Genomic DNA, 23,401 nt, shown 5'->3' with positions numbered 1-23,401 from the left:
AATATATAAAAAGAATCCCTACATTTTATTGTAGGGATTCTTTTTACATCAGGTTCATAACCGTTACATAATTCACTAAAACATGAGTCATAATTGGAACAATAATTCGGTCCGTTTTGTAATACAAATAGGAAGTGACCAGCCCCATAATTACATAAATAGGTATATGGGTAAATTCACCGTGTACAATGGCAAAACACAGAGAACTTATAATAGAAGAAAACCAAAAACTAAATTCTCGAATAAGTGTACCAAACATAATTTTTCTAAATATAACTTCCTCTATGATCGGCCCAATTAAAACCGTAGCAACCAGAAAAAGTGGAACAGCATGTATCATATCCATAATGACGTTTGTATTTTGTGAAACTGGATTAAATACAACAAATCTTGAAATAACCCATTCTACTGTAAATTCTCCTATCAGCACGACAACCAAACCACAAAAGGACCAGATAAACCACGAACAAAATATATCGAACTGTTTACTTGTAATTTTTAAACGTTTTTTCCATTCATCTCTAGTTAGGAAGATAATGATACCTAGTACAAAGAAATCTATAATTAAATTCACATAACCCCTTACCAATACCTTACCGTTTGTCATTGTTTCAAACATGTCTATTCTCATTAACCCTTTAACTATATAAGCGCTACCCAGCCATAAACTGAACCAGGCTAAACCAATCATCAAATACTCTCTTTTTATTGTCTTCACCACTGTGACCACCTTATCAATTTTCGTGCTTACCTACAAAATATCAAAAAATAAAACGAAGAAAAGCGGCTTTGATATAAGCCACTTCCCTTTACTTACTTCTTAATTTCCGCCCATTTAAAATTAAATTCCCCACCAAAATCAGTAGTCACAATACCCTTAATAGAAGAACGTTGTAAGTATGAGCGCCCCATTTGATAAAAAGGAGCCACAGCTGCATCTTGAAGCAATATCTTCTCCGCTTGTTTCATCACTTCCCAACGTTCTTTTTCATCACCAGCAAACTCATTTTTGGCTTTATGTATTAAATCATCATATTTTTCATTTGAATATTTATCAAAATTATATGCGCTATCTGTCGTGAACAAATCTAAAAATGTAATTGGATCTGCAATGTCTGGCCCCCATGCATCTACACCCATATCATACTCACTATTTAACAGTAATTTTATTTGTTGCTTACGTGGCTGCGCTTTTACATTCACGGTTAACCCTTGCAAATTCTGTTCTAATTCACCTTTTAAGTATTCAGCATTCTTTTTCGCTACCGCATTGTCACTCGTTAGTAATTCCAGTGTTACTTGCTCTTTTCCAAGCTCTTGCTTTGCCTTCATCCAATTTTCTTTTGCTGCTTTCACATCATCTTCTATCAGACTTCCATTTTCCTTCCGGAAGTCCTTCCCATCCGGTCCCACCGCAAACTTATCAGGAATTAATCCTTCAGCTGAACGAGAACCATTATTCAATACATTCTTTACAAACGATTCTTTATTCATTGCTTCGCTAATTGCCAATCGCGCATATTTGTTTTTTAACACTTCATTCTTTTGATTTAATCTCAAAAATTGAACTGTTACTTCTTCCCGTTCTTTAAAATCTGGATTCTTTTTATATTTATCGATAAATTCACCTGTCAATCCAACACGATCAATCTGGCCAGATTCATATAGATTTACTTCTGTAGCTTTATCTTTCACAACATCAAAATTGATTCCTTCTATTTTTACTGTCTTAGCATCCCAATAACTCGGATTCTTTTTTAATTGGAAACTTTGCTCATGTTTCCAATTATTCAATGTAAATGCACCATTATAAATCAAATGGTCCGTTTCAAGACCATATTGTTTTCCCTGCTCTTCAAAATACGTTTGATTAATCGGTAAATAGGTTGGAAATGCTGTTAAACTAACGAAATAAGGAACTGGATGTTCCAACTCAACCTCCAATGTTTTATCGTCAACTGCTCTTACTCCCAATTGATCTACCAATAACTCTTTACCATTTATCTTTTTCGCATTTTTAATATCAAAGAATAAAAACGCATATTCCGCTGCCGCATCCGGATTAACAGCACGTTTCCAAGCAAACACAAAATCATCAGCTGTAACAGGTGTTCCATTTGACCATTTCGCGTCATCCCGAAGGTGGAATACATATTTCTTTTTATCTTCACTAACATCGTAAGATTCTGCTACACCCGGAACCAGTTTATTGTTTTCACCAAGCGTATATAGCCCCTCAAATACGTTACGCATAACATTCATAGATTCACCATCAGTAGCTTTCGTAACATCCATTGTTGGAATTTCCGCAATATAAGGCAAGTTAATAGATTGTTTTTCCGAATCTTTCTCATTTGCCTTTGCTGAGTTTACTTTCTTTTCTTCTCCATTACAGGCCGTAAGCAATAAACTGACCCCTAAAACAGAAGCCATAAGCGGTTTGGTTTTTTTCTGCATTTTTCTTTCCTCCTAAATTGTACATCAAACAATATTTGATTATCCGAATTTTAGATTGTATAGTCTATAGAAGTAGAGGAAATCTATTTTCTCCGTGTACCCAAACACTTCCGCTCTCATATACACCATATTCCAATTGATTTTGGATGATTTAACCAACTAAACGTTACCATTATATAGAATATAGTGTCAATAACAAAAAGAGATAGACCTATTTTATTAGGTCTATCTCCCCTACTTGAATCTTCATCCTATCCATTCACTGTATAAAAAGATTCATTGCTTGCTCATTCCTCTTCTATTCCAAAATATATCACCTATTACCCACATAATCTTCGGCAGTAACGCTAATTTGCTTCGATACGATTCCCACACTTGATCTATATCCACATCCTCATTATATTCCATAAGAATTGGATCATCTTCCAAATTAAATATTTCTCTAATTCTATTTGTGTGATTCACTACAAAACGATAACAATACGTATATGCATCCCGCTCTGTCCAATGAAGGTCCACACAAATTCCGTTATCATTCATATTCATTAAGTAATTAGCATCATAATCACTCACCGCTATTCCCCATCTCCCTTGCAAATACCACGCCTGTTCGCAGTGTCTCAATTCATGAATAAGCAAAGAAACAAACGTCCAATAAAACTGATTCTCCAAGCAATTTTCTAAAACTAAGTCTTCAAAAACCACCACTATCCCCGCATAATAAGCAGCATCACAACCATTATTCAACATTTTTTCAAATTCATATTTAGTTTCCGGTGTTAGGTTAGGGTTTCTTTCAAAAAACTCATATGATTTCGATACACATACCTCTACCGGTAATTTCCGTATTTGAATTGGCATCAGTTCATAAAGTTGTAACAGTTGCGTATCAGAGACATATTCCCCTTGATTATAGAACTCCAATTTTTTACACTTCCCCTATAATAGTGTTTGTACTCTTTTATTCTACGGCTATTTTAAACTTTGCACCGTCAGGCAGTTTCCCCACCTTACTTCCTACATAAGAACCTGCACCACGATTATCAGAAGGTGTTATATATCGAACACTCGCACCATTGCCACCTTCAGCACACAGCGCCATGGGATATTCATCCCGGTCATATCCTTTTTTTGTTGGAACATTTGCTAAAGAGTGTTTCCTTCTCTCTGAAGCACCTTTACGATCTATAGTACAAATGTCTGTTTTCCCTTTTGCAATTGCATCTTTTATATGCGCTGCTGTTTCCGGAAATCTGTCGGAGGGAAGATATAAAACCTCTGCTACCTCACTTGTTCCCTTTCCACTTGTACTTACACTATTTAAATCAAATACATCTAGTGCATACCCCGCAATCAACGCTATAACAACTAACATACTACTAAGGATACTTTTTAACTTCATATCATCCCACCTATTCCCTGAATAAAATGCAATGTTTCGTTAATACTGTAAATGGAGGAATTTTTATATACCCATTAATTCCTTCCTTTCTTAAAAGACTGAGCAGTTAGCTTTTGCTGGCTGCTCTTTCCTTTGAATAATTACCATAATCTTGTACATATTAACTATAAGCAGTTTTTTTAACAGTGATTGTTGCACGGAACCTATAAGCGGCTAATTTTTCTAGCCACTTATATCAAAAAGGAGCATTCATGAAAATTTTAAGATACATAGCCCTTACAATTGGATGGATTGTATTGCTATCACTTTGGTATGTTATATTCTTTCATTAATTCCTATTAAATTTATGCATTTAATTTTTCTTTTCCTGACCAGTTTACTTGCAACATACTTATACGAACTATAAAAAATACCAAATACAGTTCACTTTTTTAGAATCCATATACTTAGCGATGTGTCCACATTCGTTACCCCATTTATGCACTGCGTAATGTTCGCCATCTTCGCAAAAACTTTCCATTGTACCACCTGAAAATATAATCAAATTTTAACCTTCCTTATTACCGTCCACCTTATATTCTACAAAGGGATCAATCGTAAAACTGTCATTCGGATTCACTTTATATTCTACAGGACTCCCATCTTTCCCACTAATATATCCTGGTGTTTTTTCAACTGTATAATCCGCGTATGGCTTATATTCGCTATCTTTATATAACCTTAAATAATCAATATAATTCTCCACTGTTACTTTAGACCAATACGGAACACCAGAGATATTAACGTCTTCCTCAACAAACTTTCCTCTTTTTCTATACGTCGCTACTTTAGCTTGGGTGTAGTCCAATCCTGCATTAATTAATTCTCTTGCAAATTCACTTTGACTGAAATATTCCGTACTAGACAAAATCAACTTATGACTTGACCCTTGAAGTAAATACGTATCATTTCGAAAGTAATGAGCTATTAAATCTAATGCGAACGCCAATTTTTCTCCAATTAAATGTTGGTATAACAAATTTATATCAAAACTATTTTCTTTTGGATTTTTAAAGAACCAAAGCAATCTTAAAAATGTCCTTTCTTCTTCGCTTTCTAAAGCGTGAAGCGCTTCATCGTGCATAAACACATTTTCATAAGCATTCATTTTATCCTCTAAATCAGGATAGGCATTAAGAAGTAGCCCTATTGTCTTCGACATGGAAAATTCCTCCTTTGTAATAAGTTATAACAAAAATAACATACATTGTTATAGATTACAACACATATTGTTATACATTATAACAATATGTGTTCTTACAACCGTGGCAACTAAAAGAATCCCGTGCGGGATTCCGTTGACACTTCTTTTCAAAGGTGCGTAAGCCCTTTGAAAAGAACAATAAAAAGCCTGTGAGTACATTACATTTCGCAAGAGAAATGTAATGACGCTACAGGCGTATTGTTTGTATACGAAGTATATAAACAATCAATTTCCAAAGGGCTCGATGCCCTTGGAAATTGCATTCTTTTAAAAAAAAGGAAAAGCAAAACGCTCTTATAAGCTTTTCCTTTTTCATTCTATCGCAAGCGATAGAATGAACTCATTTAACAGGCTCGACGCCTGTTAAATGAGCATTCCAATAAAAAAAAGAGAAGAAGAGAAGATTAACTTCTCTTCTTCTCTTTATCGTAAGTATCCCTTCTCTCTCAAAGAATAGAATCGACCTGCATCGTTTACAATAAGACTGTCTAACACCTCAATCCCTATCAGCTTACCTGCATCATACAAGCGTTTCGATACATCCTTGTCTGCATCAGATGGGAGAATCATCCCTGAAGGATGCTGGTGGGCTACCACGATTGAAAAACTATTATTTAAGATAGCACTTTTAAAGACATCGCGGGGGTGCACGACACTAGAATTTAATGAACCCACGTGACAACGATGAACTGCAACCACTTCATTTTGTGTATTCAAACACATTACAAGGAAAATTTCACGGTCATCATCACCAATAAAATGTGTAGCAATTTCTGCCGCATCAGATGGACCAGTGATTTTCTTTTTCGGAACATTTACCTCTTCTCTTACTTGTCTAATTTTCACAATTTCATATGTAGTTTCCACAGCTTAACAGCTCCTCTCATTGTTCGGAACAGGAACAATTTTTGTGAAAAGAGTTGTAACTATGGCGCGAACAAAGTGAAGCGTACAACGTATCAAAAAAAGATTAGGGAATCTTATAAAGCTCAATGATTTAGGTGTTGTTGCGAATGTATTTTATGAGCTTACAACACCTTAACCTACTTAGCTTTATTAGTTTCCCTTTTCTTTTTGCAGACCATTTACCAACTCTCATGAACAAAAATTATAATGAGGAGAACAAAGGAAGGACGGATTCCACTATCCCATTACTTAATGCTTACCGTTCAAAAATTCCAACGGAATTTTTGAACGGTAAGCTATTTAGAAAAGTGCGCAAGCCTTTTCTAAATAAGGAAAAGAGCTTGTAACATATATCATTTCGTTAGAGAAATGATATGTGTACAAGCTCTTATTGTTTGTATGCGTAGCATAAAAACAATCGGTTTATAGGTGGCTCGATGCCTCCTATAAACCGACTTTTATTATTTGAAGCAGGAGCAGGAGAGAATCGTTTTTTACATCGCATTAAGTATATTATTAATTCCTATTTCAACACTTTCTTTACTCATTGCTTGCGATGAAAAAACTACCTTTACAAGACACCTATCAAAATTATCTACATAAGCTTCTACAACAGGTGTGAATTCATCGCGAAAATCATTAAATGCACCTGTAAATTTACGCGCTTCAAAATCATTATTAAGTCTTATTTCAAACAACGATCTCTGGTCATACGCACTAAACCCTTTAAAATTAACACTTCGCATACCATCCATCCACCTTTATATATAGTTATCTTTCTACTTAAATTTATACTATACACATATGACAATCTCATAACGAAATAAAAACAAACGCATAACAAAACAAAGACAAATTATTAAATATTTCCAATCACGATACATTTAGAAACTGACAAGTAATCCAATTATTTTTTGTAAATAAAAAAGAGATGCTATAAACATCTCTTCTGATAACTAATTGTTGAACATAAGAACAGCTGCCAAATATTATTCTTACCTTTAAAAAGCGCCATTTCCTTTGTTAATTTTTCATTTCGAGTACGAATACCCTTTTGCCTTTTCATAAACCTCGAACTCTTCTGTTTTACACATAATCTGCATATTCCCAGAAGAATTGTCGATACTATAAACACAATGGATTGGGTAACCAGCTTTAATTACTTGACCTTTGGGCGATCGCAAATCCAACAATGAGGACGGAACAAAATTTTCATCACTTATCCCTTTAAGTGCCAAGCAAAAAATTTGTTTTCTGCTACGAATAGCTTTATCAAATGATAAATTTAAAAACACACCTGATTCATCAACAACTCTTAAATTACATGTTGTTAAATCATTCAAATTTTTAATGACATTTAATTTCTGATCTGTAGAACCATCATCCTTTTTTTGTATTCCATCCGGTGAAAGTTTTCTCTTTTTTAATTGCTTATAGAATTCCCCAGCTTTAAATAGCTTATTCGTTTTCGGATTTTTATACTTTACTCCGCAAAGATGCATAAAATAGTTTCTCTTTGCATCAAGGACTAATTCATGGTAAGAGCCATTTTTCAAATAAACATAATGGATCTTCTTTTCTACGATTTTTTCATAGGCCATAAGCCCTTCATATAACAGCGACATCGTTTGTTTCTTATCCATGATTCACCCCATACAAAAAAGAGGGTTAAGTTTTATCACTTAACCCTCTCGCGTCTTAAAATTCATTAGGTTTTTATGTTGCTTGCCAACGTCTAGCCCCTACGTCTAGATTGAGTATCAAGTTATAATGTTGCTTGCCAACGTCTAGCCCCTACGTCTAGATTGAGTATCAAGTTATTTAGGTGCCTAATCACCTTGTTTCTAACTACAATTTAACATAACTAATTGTAGTTGTCAATTATACTTAACCTTTCACTTTATACTTATGCAAGTAAAAGATTATATTTATTATATGCTATATCGCACGTTATTGTTCACACGATATAGCCGCTTCTCATACATCTTTCGGCTCTACATCTAAATCATAGCATTCAATATGTATATAAGTTTTATTTCCTACCACTTCTATCTCAGTAACTTTTCCCATTATGCCAATAACTTCTGTAGCACTTCCACCATCTCTTATATACCAAGTCAAATTTTTGAAACGTTTCTCAAGATCCGGAATGCCGTTTAAATTTACTCTTAATTCTATAGGTCCATAATCTTTATAATGATCCTGAACATCAAAATATCCATGTTTCTTGAATATAAAAAATTGTTTTTTGTGTAAACGTCCTCTAATAAACACCACAGGATTTACTATTCCATTTTCAAAATCGTTTTGTAACTCATCATACTTTTTCGGATAATAATATTGTTTATTAGAGCATAATACTCTCCACACGTTCATTCGATGCTCTTGTGGCCGATCAAAGGAAGTGTGATAAAGTAAATTCGCCGCACTATTTAAGGTAATCCTATTCGCTTTGTTAGGATCCGTTATTGTTTTAACCGGACCTACTTTAACAGGATTATTACCTGGTGAGGATGATTTACTACCTTTCACTCCACCTTCTTTTTCATTTCCCTCGCCTTTTTTATGGAACGACGGTAACTTTAATTCAATTTCTAATTTCCCGCCTACTATTCTAATTCTTTCTGATACATCATCCACCGGAAGATAGTTATCACAATCCTCATCATGCTCAGCACCCTTTGGAGGCAACCTATAGTGTGGATTCTTCCCTCCTGCATGGATTACTGGTCTTTCGCAATCCATACAATAAAAATCACCAGAATTTTTCATCTCATTTGTGACATCACGACAGTTCATTTCTATATTTTTCCCTGGATTTGCATACTTTCTATAATATGCCATTCTCATCGGCTTACTTCTCCCCACCAAAATCCCTCCAATTCCCTTATACTTTCCTCAATTATACCAAATTCCTCTCATACCTTACATTTACAAATCACTTTCTATTTTTAGTAACTAAAGAGTTATAAGATCATTACTTTAAACGTTTAGCAATCTCATAGATTACCGGAATACTAACTGAATTTCCGGCTTGGCGATACAGCTGCGTATCACTATTAACTGCCCTGGCTTTTTCATATGCCCAGGTGGGAAATCCCTGTAATGCCCAACATTCTTTTGGCGTAAGGCGTCTGATTCGTAAATCCTTCTCTATTACCCCATGATGACAACTTGTAACCAATGTATGTGCCACTCCTTTCTTTACTCTTGCTCGTTTTGTTGTACTACCTAAATGTGAAATATTTACGATATCTCCTGGCTCCGCTATCGAATATCCCTTTTTGGATGCTTCCTTAATTCTTACACACATCTTTCTTTGCACTCGTCTTTTCATTCCAAATCACCACCCCGTGTCTGTCTTGTGCCGTTATGGTATACATCGGCTCACCAATTTTTTTAATTCTTCTACCGTTTTGACGTTTCTTTGCACGATCAGGCGTTAAAATTACCTGCACCTTACGTTTTGATACTTGTATTAATTTAGGCGCTTTATGATCACTATGTGTCAATGTCGGTGCTAATCCTTTCGGATCATACACCATACGACTCATTCCTCTTCCACTCGGATTTACATTACCTACTCGTTGTATACGAGCCGTTGAACAATCGTATCCGATAGGAAATACTTTTCTGGTACGTGTTCCTCTAAGATGTCCAACAATAAAGACTCGTAATCTACTTTGCGGCACTGGCTGTTCTCCAATATCCTTGCTGTTAAGCAATTGCCATTCGACATCGTACCCCAATTCATCCAACGTGGAAAGGATTGTAGCGAATGTTTTCCCCTGGTCGTGCGATAGTAAATTCCGAACGTTTTCAAGGAATAGAAAACGTGGTTGGATTTCTTTGGCGAATCTAGCAATTTCAAAAAACAAAGTTCCTCTAACATCTTCAAATCCCAATTGCTTCCCTGCGATGCTAAATGCTTGGCAAGGGAATCCCCCACAAATAACATCAACTTCCCCTCTGAATCTCTGTAATTCTTTGTTACTAACTTTTGTGATGTCATGCGCGCTCCACTCTCCTTCGGTTTGATGTATTGCTTCATAAGACCGTCTCGCGTGCGGATCGATTTCTACGTACCCCAAGCATTTGTGCCCGGCTTGCTCCATTCCAAAACGAAATCCTCCCACTCCGGAAAATAAATCTAAGAATGTTAATGTCATAAAAGCACCTCTTTTTTATAATTCATTCACTTTTAAACAAATAAAAAGGCTATGAATCCAGTACACTTACCTGATTCATAGCCTTCGGTTTTTCCGTTTCGGCAAATATTCAATTTGTGAACAAACAAAAAAGGTCACAAACCAAGCCTAGTGACTTAGTTCGTGACCTTCGATTTTTTCGTTTCGGCCAACCTCATTGTCCTTGTTTCTTTTGTAGAAACAGGGATTGAGTTGCAATATAATATTTGAATTTCCCCATAGCCAGAAGACGGCGGAGAAAGAAATGTTTGTTCACCCTTTGAATCAACTATATATATCCCCTCTTTTTTCATTACGCCACCACCTTTATCTAGAACGTGCGTTCTTTATAATTTTACTATTTTTAACCATTTATAACAAGGTTATGATACATAAAAAATCTTATGTTTCTCACCTTAAATCCAAGTGAAAAACATAAGATTTTATTTAATATTCACACTTAGAAAACCAATTGTTCATCATAAAAAATCAAAAACGGAATCTCTTTCTTTTCTTACTCCTCTTTAAGATATTCTTGTGACATTCCATAAACTAATTGAACAATATGCATAGGAACCCATTTCAAATGTATATCCCCTTTATCTTTCCCCACTAAATCACTATCATCTATAATACAAGGCGCTCCTTCCATGTGTAATAAAGGCTTAAACAACTCGAGAATATACTCTGCACTTCCCTTTATAGTTTTCAACCGTATTTTCATGAAACATTCCTGTATACGTTCTATACACGTCTGCAATTCCTTTAAATAAACAGTAATTTCTATTTCTAAAGGCATCTCTTGTAATTCTTCTTTCACAGGTTTACCCCAAAGATCCTTCGCACTCAACAACTGATTCCTATCTAGATGAACCAGCAATGTATGTCCTACAACACCATCAACAATTTCCTTTGCACTTAAATTGACATTCCCTACTGGCATACCACAGTGTTGCGCATAGTTTCTTAATTTGTATAGAAATCTATAAGCAAAGTAGTCGTCATATTCTCTAGAGCATACTTTTTTAAACAATTTGACTTGTTCACTTTCTTTTCCGAATTCATGTTTTAACAAACGTTCGGCATGATCCAAATATGTCCGAAATGTAGTTAGATAATTTAACACTCTACGATTTATAGTTAACATAATAGCACTCATCTTAGCCCAGTTCATTCTAGCATCTTTTATATAGCCCTCTCTAATTGCATCTATGGTTTCTAACAATTCTTCATAATTATAACTTACGGTAACATACAAATTAAATTCTTGTTCAAATTGAATGACTTTTTCAAGATGTAAAGAATATTCCTCGTATACCTCCTTACTGATTTCTTCGCCTTCCCTTATCTCTTCACCCCGACAAACACCTAAAAACACTATTTCCGCCCCCTTAATTCCCTCTTAACTATTACAAAGAATGAACTAACACATTCTTAATAACCACATTATATTATAACCATTTTTCAAATTATAAACTTACATTCTCTATTTGAATTGTCTTAGATTCTATTTAACAAACAAAAACAAGCCCCTTATTTTTATATAGGGGGCTTGTTTTAAATACTATTGAAAGTGTTTTTCGATGACATCCGCTTACGATACAATCTCAATTTCATAAAAACTTCCGCTACGTTTTGGTAACATAGCATTCAATTGTTCTTGTGTAATTTCTTCAAAATCGGGATTTTGATACCCACGAAGACGATTGGCGTATCCTGAAACCATAAGAAAGAAACGATCCCCTTGTGAATCCCCAATGATTTCAAGATCCAAACAAAAATCCAATATACCAACCTCTTTTTCAAATTGAGGTAATCCAGCCACTCCTTCCTCAATCAACTCTCGAATACGACTTTCTGTCGGTGTCCCACTTTTCACAACAAAAATCTTTGCTGCCATGCTCATCACTCTCCTTTTCCTTTAAATAATGTCTTTATTTAGTTTCACTCTCAATTTCTTTAGTTAATTTCACTGTTCCAATATCTTCATACGGTTTTGTACGATAGCCTTTTTCATGCAAAATCCTAACTACTTCCTGCATATCCTTCCACGCTGCAGTACCTTGTCCAAATTTAATAGTTATTGTATTCATTTCCATTCTCCTTTTCATCATAAAATTCAAATAGACAGTTAGAACTTTGAATAAATTAGTGCTATAATGCGAGAGATTAATCATTACATTTTCTTCATACAATCTCATGAGAGTTCGTTAATCACAGCCCCTTGACGCGCACTGTTAGGGGCTGAACTCTTTTTAATAAAGATTTCGTTAGAAAATCACTTATGTTTTCTTTTGCAATCGCCACAGTAGTTTTTAAAATGATTACCTTCTTACTTAAACGTATAGCCCTTCGAAAGTTATCTAAACCATTTTTCGCCCGGAAAATCTCGTTCATAAATAAATTTACGAAGTTGGTTATCTGTCATTGTTTTTATGTCCGAATCACTAACCTTGCATATCACACCCTTCATTTCTTCATAACGAATATATTCTTTTGCTGTAAATTCAAGCTCACGTCTTGAAAATCTTCTTAAAACAGCTTTCACTTCTTTGGTGGCTTGTTCTTCGCTCAATGCAACCCCTCTCTCTAAAATAAGGATTTTGTTCCATAATCATTTAACTTATAGTACGACTGCGTATCCCCCTGTTTCTTCGTTCCTCATGGTACATTCTTCGATATTCTTCTTTTTGCTTTCTTTCATAACGAATCTGCCTTTGCAATGATTCGACAGTAGAGGGATTATCGCTTCGTATTAATTTATCCGCTTCACGGGACAGCGATCTAATTAAAGAAGCTTTCAAGACTTCTTCATCAGCCGCTAACTCTTGCTTCTTCGCTCGTTTCTTCAAATGTCCGCCAAAATACAACCCTATATGACTAGGGATTTCATCTTTTACCTTTTCATAAAGTTCTTCCGGAATTACGTAATAGTTGTAATGGCCACAGAATGTTTTGTTTGCTTTACTTCGAAAATCTGAAACAGACACCTTAATTTCGTAGCAACGCCAGATTCCTTTAGTGTCTAATGTTAGATAGTCAACCCGCTCTTTACCAAACCAACCAATGGTCACCTCAAAACAGCCGAACACCCCTTGCTTGTTCGTTGCTGCATATATTTGATGCTCCATTTGGGCGGTAAGCTCCGTCTTCGCCATCCTCTCACCCTTCCCTATTCACATAACAATTTTTTAAGAAGCTTTATACGCTGCACAAACCCATGCATCTTCTTCCTCAGTATCATCCGAATGGTAAATTTCAACTTTTAATTTCAGTCCATTTTCCATCAAATCTGTTGCCTCATAAACACCTGATATACAACTGTCCTTTTCAATTTCATTCCCCGCAACCGCTCCCCATTCTTCAGGGAAACTATCGTAAAACCGTTCAATCACCGCTTCCAAATCATAATGTTCCGAATACGTTCTTTTGTGAAGCATTTCCATTTTTCTTACCTCCATTTTTCAAAGTACACTTATTCTCACTTTCAAATGAAAAACGTTATATAATAAACTTGCAAACCCTCAGTTTGCAAATAACTATTTTCCTATCCGACATAACCTTGATTGATGCTAAGAGAAATCCTAGCCCTTTTTCATTTAAACAAAACCCTCGTCAATCTCCCTCTATGTCATACCTCATTATTTCAGCATCATCAGGATTTAATTCTGATTTTTCAATTTCTTTTACCTCTAAACCAGGTATTTTCCTTTTTAGTTGATAAACAACATCATCTGCACAATTCGCTTGATTTTCTACCTTTGCAATTATGATGTTCATATCATTTTCAGATAAATGCCTTGGCAACACAAACTCATAAGATATATTTCTCTTCATTCTTTCTTCTACTGTAATTTCAATTTTTTTCATTTCCTTTTCCCCTTTCAAAATAAAATTCTGCTCCTATTTCACACCTTTACCAAAACACTTGACACAAGGGCTTTTCTCCCTAGTTTCATATATTTTAAATCCTCTGATGGAACATGTTTTCTCAAATGTCATTCCTGTTCCATTGCATTTTTTACATTTCTGCGTTTTCAATGGGACCTCACCACTTTTCTACAAATTTTAAAAATGGTATTTAGACAAATACATATTAGCGAAATCTTTTACAGCCTTTTGATATTCTGGATCATATACCATTAGGTATACGAAAAGGAGTAGACATACTATTACAATCAAAAACAATCGTTTTTCCCATACACCATTGGTTAAATACTCCTTTATTTTTTTAACCATTTTCTACCTCTCCGCTTCCCAATAACTGATTTCATGAATTCGTAATCAAACTTGCTGACTAGCTTGTTATGAGTGTATATATGGTCTTCTATTGCCTCTAGGACCTCTATAATATACGTAGCGTTACTTTTCCTTACTGCAGGCGGTTTAGTAACTGTCCAGCCCCATCTATATCCTTCTCTATGATTCTCCCAAATTGTAAAACTCTGATCGTAAGCCCGTTTCACTTCTCTTTTATATTCATCACCATACGTAACAATATCTAAGTATGCGGGAATAAATTGTCCCTTCTGCATTAGAGATAGATAAGGAAATAAATATCGAAATACCCTCATCCCACTTGCCGAACCTAATAAGTAAATAAACTCCATCCCCTCCACTCCTGGAATAATGTATTTTCGATTCGTATTAAAAAAATGATGGTAATCTAAGCCTAGCGAATCCAGTCCACCAACTTGAATTACTAGCCCATTTCTCGAATCGCAAGTACCTGTTATCACTGTAACTTCTTGTTCTAATAATTCCGTTGGATATATCTCATAACACTTCATACAACCCCCTCCTTCCCTCATAACATTTCCTTCTCACTTCAACGTTTAAAATATCGTTCTAAATCACTCAATTTGACCATACCGTGTTTATCGGACATCATTCTTATATCATCCAGGTACATACCCTCTTTTACTTCCCTCTGTTCTCTCACATATTTATAATCAAATAATTCCTTTTTCACTTGTGTAATATCCAGTTGGCCATTCTTCACTAAAATATCTCTCCAATAACTTTCCCAACACGCTTGCACCTTTGGATCAACTGGCTCTATTTTTTGTTGAAGCATTTCATTTTGTTGTTTTAAATCAGCAATACGTACTGTCAATTCCAGCGCAACTTGCTTATTCGTTGTTTCGTATTTTGATAACTCCTCGATTATTTCATTATTAGATTCAATTGCTTGCTGCCGTAACAATTCAATATCCATCCCCCACTTCCGCCCTTGACCCATTGCTTTTTCTTCAATTCCTAATGAATTACTAGTCATATTTTCATTCATTTTCTTTTCCTCCTTTGTTAGACATTTTTTATATAAAAGAATAGAATCGAGCAAAGTATTGACATATAAACGATAAATCACCCTTTTGACTTCATTTTTCGTTTCAGATTAAAATAAAGTACTGTAAGGAGTATCATCAAACAAAGTGCAAAGTAACCCAAAACAACTAACACATCGATTAACGGCCTTGTATATGCCCAAAGATTGAAAATTATCCCTAAGACGATGCATAGTAAAATCACAGTACAATTAAGGTGCAACCCCTTCATTTCTTTCCACCTATCTCCATATCATGTAATATACGATGTAACCGAATACCCCTAGAGATATCACCCACAACGCAAAACGCAATACAAAAGAAGCATTCAATTCTCCATCCCACGTAAGACCAAATATGCCTAATAACACCCCCTGAAGAATCATAATGACAATGCATATATATAGAAAAACTTCTCCACTCACGCTTTCTTACACCCACTTCTTACTCTTTCTTGTACAGTGATATCACGATTAATTCTTTGACGATCCTCATGAGACATTTCTTGAAGCTTTTGAATTGCCTCTTTGGCCGTCCCCGCTTCCACTGTCACTTCAAATTCCCGCACTTCTTTATACGTTAAATTAAATTTTTTCATCAAATCTGCCTCCCAATGGATCTTCCTCACACTTTACGGTCCTTCTGTACCGTTTTGAATCTTAAAATCATAGTTTTCTACAAACCAATTATCTCCCTCTAATACCAGGCTTAATTTCATGCTATGAGTCTCTCTTTTCTCTTCTCCTGCAACTTGTATTACATATTCATAGTTCACCGTCACATCAGCTTTATCTTCAGCTGAACGTGTATAGTACATATCTTTCACATTCGCTTTTGTAATGTAATGGATAGCTGCATTATCAATTTGCTTATGCATATCTTCTTCTGAATTAAACAACCTTTTTTCAGCTTCTCCCTTAACCAATTTCCGTAACTCTTCAAGTCCTTTTCGTTCTTTATCATTGCTGTCATATGTCATCAACGTTTCTACAAAGTGCTTTGCTACTTCTTGACCTTTTTCTTCTGTATTCTCTTTTAGAATTTGTACGCGTTCCTCTAATTCTTTGTTTTCACTTTTCAGCTCTTTTATTTCAGCTGTAAGTTTCACTTTCTGTTGTTTCAACTCACCTTTTAGATCAGTATTGTTGCTCCATAACATAAGACTTGTAATACCCAAAGCAACAATTGAACCAATTTGTAATAGCTGTTTCATTTGATTTCCTCCTTATTTCGGCATATATGGTGCCGGGTCAACCTGACCGTATTTAAATGATGTTTTAATTTCGAAATGTAAATGCGGGCCAGTAACTTGCCCTGTCGCCCCACATACGCCGAGCTGTTGCCCCGCTTGGACCATTTGCCCCTGTTGCACAGAAAGTACGTCCATATGGCCATATAACGTCCACAAACCGCCTTCATGTTCTAAAACCACTGCATTTCCGTATCCACCAAAACCACTACCACCGGCTCCAAACTGCGCAAAACCAACTCGACCAGCTTTTGCCGCGCCAATCGCTGTCTGTCCTCGCGTACACGCATAATCTGTTCCTTTATGGATTGTGCCCCAACGCGGACCATACGGACTTGTTACAAGCGGATTTCCTGGAATCGGCAAAACAAAACCATGCGAACTAGGATCACCAACACTTCCAACACTTCCACTTTCTGCTGGTGTACAGTTAAATGTAAGTCCGCCTAATTGCTGAACAAACTTTGTAACTAAAGTCGGCCATAAACCATTTGTACCGTGCGGATCATTTGCCGCGCCCGGTGGTGCATACTTAGCGCCAATTGCTTCAATTGTTGTAATCCCCATTCCGATATAATTTTTATATAAGTTACGAGCCATACCGTTTATACCTTCTTCTAATGTCGCGAACTGAATAAAACCTGTCATATTGGTACTTGCAGGGTTCATTAATCCACCTGGATTGTTGTATTTTTTCACGGCATTACTTGTACCATTACCTGTTTCTAACATCGCTATAGCGGTTAATAACACTGGATCAATATTATTTTGTGTACCTGCATCAATAAAAGCTTGCCCCTTAGAAGTAAACACACCCTTCAAATGCGGATCTAAATCCGCTGCAGTCAATTGTTTATCCCCTGGGCGACATACTGTATTACCCGTTAATGGACCACCACCCCCACTTACCGGCTCTTTTTTCTCTTCACCTAAAACCATGAACAAAACAAGACCTACTACAATACACCCAATTAAAATAAGAGAAAAACTACTAAACAAAAATCCACTAACCATCCACAATTTACGATTCCGGCTTTTTCTCGCTTTCTTTTTGGCTTCTATTTCTTCCAAATCTTCGTGCTCCATATCCACGCTGCATGTACCTCCTTTACAAAAAAAGCCTCGCTATCAAATAGCGAGGCATCTTAAATGACTATATATTTACTTTTATTTCACTTCTGGTTCATCCGGTTCTTTTGGCTCATCTAGTTCAGATTTTTCAACTATAGTCTCTAATTCTGTTCTTTCTTGTGTCGCATCCACCATATCCTCGGATGCTGCAACTTCTTGCGCGGCTTCTACATGAGCCGTCCCACTTGTACTATTTGTTTTTTCAACTTGCGAAGCCTCTACATGCTCTTGCGACTTCGCAACTGCTCCCTCACCCAAATCTTTTCCTTGTATTGTTTGACCTCCTTCAATAGATTGACCTGTAATCTTCGAATCTACCAAACTATTTCCATCCATTGATTGACCAGGAATCGCTCCAGAAGATGTGAGCGAATCCAAATTCGTCGTCGCCAAATTTCCCGCAGATTCGATAGGCGTATCTGGTATAACCTCTCCATCCATTGAACCAGTATTTATCCCGCTTCCGTTTGGATTTGCCATATCAAATAGATTTGAAGAAGATTCTTTTGTCGAATTATTTTCAATTGGATTCCCCTCTATGTTTGAGGTCTTAATTATATTTGAACTTCCTTCTGGCGCTGTTAAATCGTTCACGTTTGCAAATTCATTTGGGCTTCCTTCGTTATTTTCATTTTCATATTGTGAAGTATTATCTTGTTCTGGTTGTCCTGGTGTTTGCATTTCAGAAACTTCCGAACTTTCTATTTGCGAAGCATTCTCAATTCCGTTTGTCGTCGCTTGTTTTTCTTCAATTCCCACCTCATGTTCTGTTTCATATTCGGCAGAATCATCTTGTTCTACTTGATTTGGCGTTTCTACTTCTGATAGCTCTGGATTATCTTGCGATCCATTAGCTTCCACACCTTCAGTTGTCGCCAACTCTTCACTGTTTCCTTCTTCATGTTCTGTTTCGTATTCGGAAGGATCATCCTGTTCTACTTGTTCTGGACTTTCCACTTCTGACAATTCCGGATTTCCTTGCTCTACTTCCGGATTGTCTCCGCCCATCGTTGCCAACTCTTCGTTATTTCCTTCCTGATTTTCCGTTTCATACTCGGAAGGATCATCTTGCTCTACTTGCTCCGGTTCTTCTACATCCGACAATTCCGCATTTTCTTGTTTTGTTCCTTCTTTATCCTCGCCAATCTTTGTAAGTTCTTCAGCATCCCCTTCTCCTTCTTGGTTCTCGTATTCTGAAGTATCGTCTTGCTCTTGTTGTTCAATTTCTTCTACTTCGGACAACTCCGGATTTTGTTCTTCTTCCTCGTCAATACCTTCTAACGATGCAAGATTCTCCGGATCTACTTCTTCTTGATCTTCTCGATACTCTTCTGTTTCTTCTTGTTCAGTAACTACAACCGCTTCATCATCACCTATTGCAGCTTTATCTTGCTCTCCCTCATCTTGATCTACTTCATCATGCTGTTGACCTTCTTCATTGGACTCTTTCTCTAGGTTCACTCTCTTATCTTCATCTTCATCAGCATCTTCTCCAACACTTGCGTATTGTTGCTTTTCTTCCTCTTCTTCACTTCCTGTCGTTGCTTTTTCTTCATCTAATGTTGCTTGTTTTGTTTTAGTATCATCAGCTGTATGCTCAGCAGAATCATCGCCCATATCAATTGGCGTAGAATCCCAAAACATATCCTTTGCTTTGTCTAAACCTGAATTAATACCATCCATGGTCCGATTAAATCCATTTTTGGTTTTACCCGCCATTTGCTCTAAATCAGTAAACGTATTATAAGCAAGTTTTGATCTACGGAACGCTGCTTTGATGTTATCTCTAAAAAGATAACAAAGAACAAACACGAGAATTTGAAGAATCATCGTCATAACATATCCCGATGTTCCTGCTTCCGGAAGTTTATATAACATCCCTGCGATTGAGAAAAGGATAATCACAATAAGTGATAAAAAAATCTTAGCTGCCAATGGTTTCAACCATTGTTCAGCCCAACTAATAAGAACACGTCTATTTTTAGGTAACAATGCAAATGCCATTGCGATTGGTCCAATAATACTCATTATCATAAATAGCAATTGACAAGCTATTATCAATAAGCATATGACTGCTGTTGGGGCTCCCGCGAAAGTATTTACTGTATAGTACATAAAAGTAAATATCAATCGCTCTCCTACTGAATCATTAGTCATCATAAAGTTTTTATGTTTCTCCACATCTTCAGATACTATTTTCGTTCGCTCTTCCCCAGGCGGCGTATCCAACAATTTCTTAATTCGCTCTTCACCAATCTTATCTTTAGAATCCTGACCATACTGTAGATACAAATATGGTCGATCCACCATCAAATCCCACATTTGTTTTTTTACATTCGATATAGCCGCTTCCTTTGATTGCCCTGGGTTTCCTTCAAGTGTTCCAGTCGTCTTACTTAAAACTTGAAGACTAATTTCGGAACTAATTGTATTCATCCCTTTCAAAATCGCCGGTGCATTTGCGATATATACCAATATACCTGCAATAACGAGTACAACTTTAAATAATTCACTAACCCCTTTTGTCATTTGTCTTTTTACAAAGAACAAATACAGAAAATAGAGGACTGAGAAAATACATGTCATTTTAATGATAGCCGGGAATAAACCTTGACTTTCAAATTCAGGTTTACTGCCAATACCGGCAATATTCTGCATTGCTTCACCTAATTTATCCGCGATGCTTTCAATAATATCTAAATCAAAAGATTGTTCCACTACAAATAACAGAATTTTCGTTAACCATACACCAAATTGAAACATCAGGGAAACGATCCATTGACCTACCCCATTAATCTTCCGCTGGATATCTTTCCCCATAGAGTCATCGCCGAACATATAACCCCATGCTTTCGAAAATGCCCCCTTTTCATCATCTTTGTGAGGTGCAGTGTCTATCTCGTAGTTTTTATTTTCAAAGTCTTCTTGTTTCGTTTTATCAAATAAATTACCCGAAATTGTATTAGCTTCAGTAGCCTTAGGTTCATCCTCTGCGAATGCTATTTCCGGCACAGTTACCACAAACAAGAGAAAAATGGCCATAAAAAGAGGGAAGAGCTTTTTCATTCTCGTTCCCCCTCCCACTTATGCACTTGGACTGCTTTCGTATCTCCTACAACTGATTCTAAGTTGTGAGTATCTCCCCAAGCCCAACCGTAATTTTTCCATTTTCCGTCTTTCTTGTCTTTCATCATTCTAAGTTCCACACTACTTCTTCCACCTGTTGCTGGATGATAATAACGAGCCTTATAGTAGTACTCATTTGCCCCTTCATTTAGATCATATCTAAACAATTCGTAACGACCCTTTAACTTATCACTTGCTCCTGGATACGTCACTTTTTCTCCTGGTAAAAATTCATATTTGTTTATATGCAAATCATTCATCTTATCATTATCCAAATCAATGTATGCTTTCATGTATTCAAAGGCTGCTTTATCTGCAGCTTTCATATCAAGTGCTTTTTGACTATCTACCGCGTCCGTCTTACTTTCAGTAGATTGGCAACCTGTAAGAGTAGTTGCAAGTAGAACTCCCGCCAAACAAGCTCCTACTACATAACCCAATGTTCTTTTACATTTCATGATTTATTCACTCCTATTTCGCTTTTATTAAGCGCCTGCGAGTTCCTTTTCACGTTCCTCCGCTGTTTTCGTAGAAGAATCAAACGCCTCCGCTAACTCTTTGAAAACAGGATCAACTTTAATAACTGCCGTACGTCCATAGATGTCTTGGAACAAGCAATGGCCCCTTTTTAAATTCTGTAACATTCTTATGTTAGCATCTGTAATTGGTAAATTGTAGTACCCTAACATTTCTTTTGCTTCCTGATCATTTTTTAAAGCGAAACAGAACTTCATACCAACATTGGCGATTTCTTTATTTGCTGAATTAAAGTCACTTGCATTTTGTGTTCCCAGATATAATCCCATGTTACTATAGCGACCTTTACGAATAATTTCGTCCGATAATTTCGCACCCTCACGATTTCGCATTACATTTTTCGCTTCATCTTGAATGTACACTTTAAATTTTTCACGATCCGAGGACATCAATGATTTACCGAATGCTGTTAACGCTGTAAGAACACTTTCTGATAATTTATCAGTAATACTAAGCACTTTTTGATCTAATGGTGGTAACGATAAATTTTGAATCTGTAACACTTGTAAAGCACGCTCTAAACTTAATGCTCGGTAATTCTGTCCTGGTTTCCCAAATAACAAATCAGCGAGCGGTGTCTTTTCAATTGAATTTAGACGTGTCACTAATTCCGTTAATAAAACAACTTGTTCTTGTAACAACTCACCATTATCTTTCATCTCATACAATTCATTTTTTACTAAAGATAAACAAGGCTCTTTTTGTTTCGCCACTTTTTGAATAGCATCCAACAAAAAGTCATACTTTGAATTATCAAGTGTAGTACCTGTTAAGTACGTTAATACTTCTAAAGATAAGCTCACCGCATCTTCTTCAGTTGCACTAACACGGAAAGGATCCAGACACCCTTTATCTCGTTCACTTCTACCTAGCGTCCAAACTTCCAATTGATCTTTATTTTTCTTAAACCCTGGAAGCAGCCTTGGCCACTCACCTCTATCACCTTTTGGATCAACACAGAATGCAAGTCCATCACTCATAACGATCCAATATGTTAGGATATTCATCAAGTAAGACTTACCCTTACCTGTCATTCCTGCAACCATAATTGATAAACTGTCAAATTCATTATTAAGATGTTCATAGGCTTTGGCCGCTAGGTCTGGTCTAACAAAAACTGGACGATTCAATTTAACAGTTCGCCCAATATAAAATCCTTGATTATCACCAATTTGTGTTGTGGCCCCGAACATGCCCTGTGCAAGTACACCTGGTTCCGCATATATTTTAAAGTCTTTATTATAACGTTTCGCACCTGGAAAAAATTCATAAAAATACGCTATTTGATCGCCAAATGGATTTACTAATTCGATTTTCATTTTTCGATATTCAGTAATCAGTTTCTTTACACGATGCGCTAATGTTTTTTCATTTTGCGCATTGACTGCAAATACGATACTCATTTCAAACCCTGGTGCACCTGTCGTCTGAAAGACGTCTTGCATCATCTTTACACCCGCAGCCTTTCGGTCTACCGTCCGATCAACTGTACCTCCTAGTGCCGCTTGATGACGTTGGTCATTTAATTCTCTTTCACTATTTTGTAAGTCTTTTAGAACACTCACATTCTCCATATGGTGTCCACGAATACTCACATCTACAGGGAATTTCAATGCATGTGACTGTATACGATAAATCCATTCTCGACCTGGAAAATACGATTGCGGATCCATGTCTTTGACAGTAAGAAAGGCAACATAACTTTCTTCTAAATCGCCTTCAGCATTCCTTCTTTGAAGACGAAGAGAGCGTCCTGGACTTTCATCGATTTCACACTCTGTTAAGCGAAGAATCGCTTCACGGTTTGGACGTGTAGCTGATTTTTCTTCTCCAACA

26 protein-coding genes and 1 pseudogene are annotated in these 23,401 nt (G+C 36.3%); all 27 read right to left on the bottom strand.

Going from position 1 to position 23,401, the window contains the following annotated elements; all coding sequences use genetic code 11:
- Nucleotides 1-43 precede the first annotated feature (43 nt).
- Nucleotides 44-718, bottom strand: a complete 675-nt coding sequence (locus tag DN393_RS30005; RefSeq protein ID WP_149174228.1) for a CPBP family intramembrane glutamic endopeptidase — start codon at nucleotides 716-718, stop codon at nucleotides 44-46.
- A 95-nt stretch (nucleotides 719-813) separates the two neighbouring features.
- Nucleotides 814-2,457 carry a peptide ABC transporter substrate-binding protein gene (locus tag DN393_RS30000; RefSeq protein ID WP_149174227.1) on the bottom strand — a complete coding sequence of 548 codons (1,644 nt, stop codon included), beginning with the start codon at nucleotides 2,455-2,457 and terminating at the stop codon, nucleotides 814-816.
- 276 nt (nucleotides 2,458-2,733) lie between these two features.
- Nucleotides 2,734-3,381: a hypothetical protein gene (locus tag DN393_RS29995; protein WP_149174226.1), complete on the bottom strand. Its 648-nt coding sequence runs from the start codon at nucleotides 3,379-3,381 to the stop codon at nucleotides 2,734-2,736.
- Nucleotides 3,382-3,418: 37 nt separating this feature from the next.
- Entirely contained in the window at nucleotides 3,419-3,859 is a 441-nt protein-coding gene (locus DN393_RS29990) for a NucA/NucB deoxyribonuclease domain-containing protein (RefSeq protein WP_149174225.1), read from the bottom strand.
- Between the two features lie 400 nt (nucleotides 3,860-4,259).
- A complete protein-coding gene (locus DN393_RS31735) occupies nucleotides 4,260-4,403 on the bottom strand; it encodes a hypothetical protein (protein WP_179958543.1) in 144 nt (47 codons plus the stop codon).
- 3 nt (nucleotides 4,404-4,406) lie between these two features.
- A complete protein-coding gene (locus DN393_RS29985) occupies nucleotides 4,407-5,060 on the bottom strand; it encodes a PH domain-containing protein (RefSeq protein WP_149174224.1) in 654 nt (217 codons plus the stop codon).
- A gap of 465 nt (nucleotides 5,061-5,525) precedes the next feature.
- Complete coding sequence (locus DN393_RS29980) at nucleotides 5,526-5,969, bottom strand: JAB domain-containing protein (RefSeq protein WP_149174223.1); 444 nt, start codon at nucleotides 5,967-5,969, stop codon at nucleotides 5,526-5,528.
- 533 nt (nucleotides 5,970-6,502) lie between these two features.
- The gene (locus DN393_RS29970) at nucleotides 6,503-6,754 is read right to left on the bottom strand and encodes a hypothetical protein (protein ID WP_149174221.1); all 252 of its coding nucleotides are present in this window, start codon (nucleotides 6,752-6,754) and stop codon (nucleotides 6,503-6,505) included.
- A gap of 285 nt (nucleotides 6,755-7,039) precedes the next feature.
- A complete protein-coding gene (locus DN393_RS29965) occupies nucleotides 7,040-7,651 on the bottom strand; it encodes a PBECR4 domain-containing protein (RefSeq protein ID WP_149174220.1) in 612 nt (203 codons plus the stop codon).
- A 334-nt stretch (nucleotides 7,652-7,985) separates the two neighbouring features.
- On the bottom strand, nucleotides 7,986-8,876 hold the full coding sequence (locus DN393_RS29960; RefSeq protein ID WP_255449891.1) for a hypothetical protein: 891 nt from the start codon (nucleotides 8,874-8,876) through the stop codon (nucleotides 7,986-7,988).
- A 109-nt stretch (nucleotides 8,877-8,985) separates the two neighbouring features.
- Nucleotides 8,986-9,345 carry a DNA cytosine methyltransferase gene (locus DN393_RS29955; protein ID WP_149174219.1) on the bottom strand — a complete coding sequence of 120 codons (360 nt, stop codon included), beginning with the start codon at nucleotides 9,343-9,345 and terminating at the stop codon, nucleotides 8,986-8,988.
- Nucleotides 9,305-10,177: a DNA cytosine methyltransferase gene (locus DN393_RS29950; protein WP_149174218.1), complete on the bottom strand. Its 873-nt coding sequence runs from the start codon at nucleotides 10,175-10,177 to the stop codon at nucleotides 9,305-9,307. The genes DN393_RS29955 and DN393_RS29950 overlap by 41 nt, the downstream gene beginning before the upstream one ends.
- Before the next feature lie 532 nt (nucleotides 10,178-10,709).
- Nucleotides 10,710-11,573, bottom strand: a complete 864-nt coding sequence (locus DN393_RS29945) for a hypothetical protein (protein ID WP_149174217.1) — start codon at nucleotides 11,571-11,573, stop codon at nucleotides 10,710-10,712.
- Between the two features lie 216 nt (nucleotides 11,574-11,789).
- Nucleotides 11,790-12,095: a hypothetical protein gene (locus DN393_RS29940; protein ID WP_149174216.1), complete on the bottom strand. Its 306-nt coding sequence runs from the start codon at nucleotides 12,093-12,095 to the stop codon at nucleotides 11,790-11,792.
- A 43-nt stretch (nucleotides 12,096-12,138) separates the two neighbouring features.
- A pseudogene (locus DN393_RS31730) lies at nucleotides 12,139-12,288 on the bottom strand (DUF8088 domain-containing protein); the annotation flags it as partial.
- 266 nt (nucleotides 12,289-12,554) lie between these two features.
- Nucleotides 12,555-12,770: a hypothetical protein gene (locus tag DN393_RS29935; protein WP_149174215.1), complete on the bottom strand. Its 216-nt coding sequence runs from the start codon at nucleotides 12,768-12,770 to the stop codon at nucleotides 12,555-12,557.
- Between the two features lie 43 nt (nucleotides 12,771-12,813).
- Nucleotides 12,814-13,353: a hypothetical protein gene (locus DN393_RS29930; protein ID WP_149174214.1), complete on the bottom strand. Its 540-nt coding sequence runs from the start codon at nucleotides 13,351-13,353 to the stop codon at nucleotides 12,814-12,816.
- A 33-nt stretch (nucleotides 13,354-13,386) separates the two neighbouring features.
- The gene (locus DN393_RS29925; RefSeq protein WP_000425549.1) at nucleotides 13,387-13,641 is read right to left on the bottom strand and encodes a hypothetical protein; all 255 of its coding nucleotides are present in this window, start codon (nucleotides 13,639-13,641) and stop codon (nucleotides 13,387-13,389) included.
- 169 nt (nucleotides 13,642-13,810) lie between these two features.
- The gene (locus DN393_RS29920; protein WP_149174213.1) at nucleotides 13,811-14,065 is read right to left on the bottom strand and encodes a hypothetical protein; all 255 of its coding nucleotides are present in this window, start codon (nucleotides 14,063-14,065) and stop codon (nucleotides 13,811-13,813) included.
- 353 nt (nucleotides 14,066-14,418) lie between these two features.
- On the bottom strand, nucleotides 14,419-14,985 hold the full coding sequence (locus DN393_RS29915) for a hypothetical protein (RefSeq protein WP_149174212.1): 567 nt from the start codon (nucleotides 14,983-14,985) through the stop codon (nucleotides 14,419-14,421).
- Between the two features lie 38 nt (nucleotides 14,986-15,023).
- Nucleotides 15,024-15,485 carry a hypothetical protein gene (locus DN393_RS29910; protein ID WP_149174211.1) on the bottom strand — a complete coding sequence of 154 codons (462 nt, stop codon included), beginning with the start codon at nucleotides 15,483-15,485 and terminating at the stop codon, nucleotides 15,024-15,026.
- A 458-nt stretch (nucleotides 15,486-15,943) separates the two neighbouring features.
- A complete protein-coding gene (locus tag DN393_RS31725) occupies nucleotides 15,944-16,120 on the bottom strand; it encodes a hypothetical protein (RefSeq protein WP_179958541.1) in 177 nt (58 codons plus the stop codon).
- A 33-nt stretch (nucleotides 16,121-16,153) separates the two neighbouring features.
- Complete coding sequence (locus tag DN393_RS29895) at nucleotides 16,154-16,735, bottom strand: FtsB family cell division protein (protein ID WP_149174208.1); 582 nt, start codon at nucleotides 16,733-16,735, stop codon at nucleotides 16,154-16,156.
- A 12-nt stretch (nucleotides 16,736-16,747) separates the two neighbouring features.
- Nucleotides 16,748-17,863, bottom strand: a complete 1,116-nt coding sequence (locus DN393_RS29890) for a M23 family metallopeptidase (RefSeq protein ID WP_149174207.1) — start codon at nucleotides 17,861-17,863, stop codon at nucleotides 16,748-16,750.
- A gap of 75 nt (nucleotides 17,864-17,938) precedes the next feature.
- The gene (locus DN393_RS29885) at nucleotides 17,939-20,968 is read right to left on the bottom strand and encodes a CD3337/EF1877 family mobilome membrane protein (RefSeq protein ID WP_149174206.1); all 3,030 of its coding nucleotides are present in this window, start codon (nucleotides 20,966-20,968) and stop codon (nucleotides 17,939-17,941) included.
- Nucleotides 20,965-21,486, bottom strand: a complete 522-nt coding sequence (locus DN393_RS29880) for a hypothetical protein (protein WP_149174205.1) — start codon at nucleotides 21,484-21,486, stop codon at nucleotides 20,965-20,967. The genes DN393_RS29885 and DN393_RS29880 overlap by 4 nt, the downstream gene beginning before the upstream one ends.
- A 27-nt stretch (nucleotides 21,487-21,513) precedes the next feature.
- A partial coding sequence (locus DN393_RS29875) for an ATP-binding protein (RefSeq protein ID WP_149174204.1) occupies nucleotides 21,514-23,401 on the bottom strand: 1,888 nt, incomplete at its 5' end.

Source organism: Bacillus sp. BPN334, assembly GCF_008368885.1.
Classification (GTDB): domain Bacteria; phylum Bacillota; class Bacilli; order Bacillales; family Bacillaceae_G; genus Bacillus_A; species Bacillus_A wiedmannii.
Note: the sequence above shows the minus strand (reverse complement) of the source record. Positions and strands in the feature narration are given on the sequence as shown.

Coding starts and splice junctions, on each gene's coding strand:
- DN393_RS29950 (WP_149174218.1), bottom strand. CDS start 10,177: ATGACATTAACATTCTTAGATTTATTTTCCGGAGTGGGAGGATTTCGT.
- DN393_RS29985 (WP_149174224.1), bottom strand. CDS start 5,060: ATGTCGAAGACAATAGGGCTACTTCTTAATGCCTATCCTGATTTAGAG.
- DN393_RS29925 (WP_000425549.1), bottom strand. CDS start 13,641: ATGGAAATGCTTCACAAAAGAACGTATTCGGAACATTATGATTTGGAA.
- DN393_RS29940 (WP_149174216.1), bottom strand. CDS start 12,095: ATGGCAGCAAAGATTTTTGTTGTGAAAAGTGGGACACCGACAGAAAGT.
- DN393_RS29915 (WP_149174212.1), bottom strand. CDS start 14,985: ATGAAGTGTTATGAGATATATCCAACGGAATTATTAGAACAAGAAGTT.
- DN393_RS31725 (WP_179958541.1), bottom strand. CDS start 16,120: ATGAAAAAATTTAATTTAACGTATAAAGAAGTGCGGGAATTTGAAGTG.
- DN393_RS29990 (WP_149174225.1), bottom strand. CDS start 3,859: ATGAAGTTAAAAAGTATCCTTAGTAGTATGTTAGTTGTTATAGCGTTG.
- DN393_RS29880 (WP_149174205.1), bottom strand. CDS start 21,486: ATGAAATGTAAAAGAACATTGGGTTATGTAGTAGGAGCTTGTTTGGCG.
- DN393_RS29970 (WP_149174221.1), bottom strand. CDS start 6,754: ATGCGAAGTGTTAATTTTAAAGGGTTTAGTGCGTATGACCAGAGATCG.
- DN393_RS29885 (WP_149174206.1), bottom strand. CDS start 20,968: ATGAAAAAGCTCTTCCCTCTTTTTATGGCCATTTTTCTCTTGTTTGTG.
- DN393_RS29895 (WP_149174208.1), bottom strand. CDS start 16,735: ATGAAACAGCTATTACAAATTGGTTCAATTGTTGCTTTGGGTATTACA.
- DN393_RS29920 (WP_149174213.1), bottom strand. CDS start 14,065: ATGAAAAAAATTGAAATTACAGTAGAAGAAAGAATGAAGAGAAATATA.
- DN393_RS29930 (WP_149174214.1), bottom strand. CDS start 13,353: ATGGCGAAGACGGAGCTTACCGCCCAAATGGAGCATCAAATATATGCA.
- DN393_RS29965 (WP_149174220.1), bottom strand. CDS start 7,651: ATGGATAAGAAACAAACGATGTCGCTGTTATATGAAGGGCTTATGGCC.
- DN393_RS30000 (WP_149174227.1), bottom strand. CDS start 2,457: ATGCAGAAAAAAACCAAACCGCTTATGGCTTCTGTTTTAGGGGTCAGT.
- DN393_RS29955 (WP_149174219.1), bottom strand. CDS start 9,345: ATGAAAAGACGAGTGCAAAGAAAGATGTGTGTAAGAATTAAGGAAGCA.
- DN393_RS29910 (WP_149174211.1), bottom strand. CDS start 15,485: ATGAATGAAAATATGACTAGTAATTCATTAGGAATTGAAGAAAAAGCA.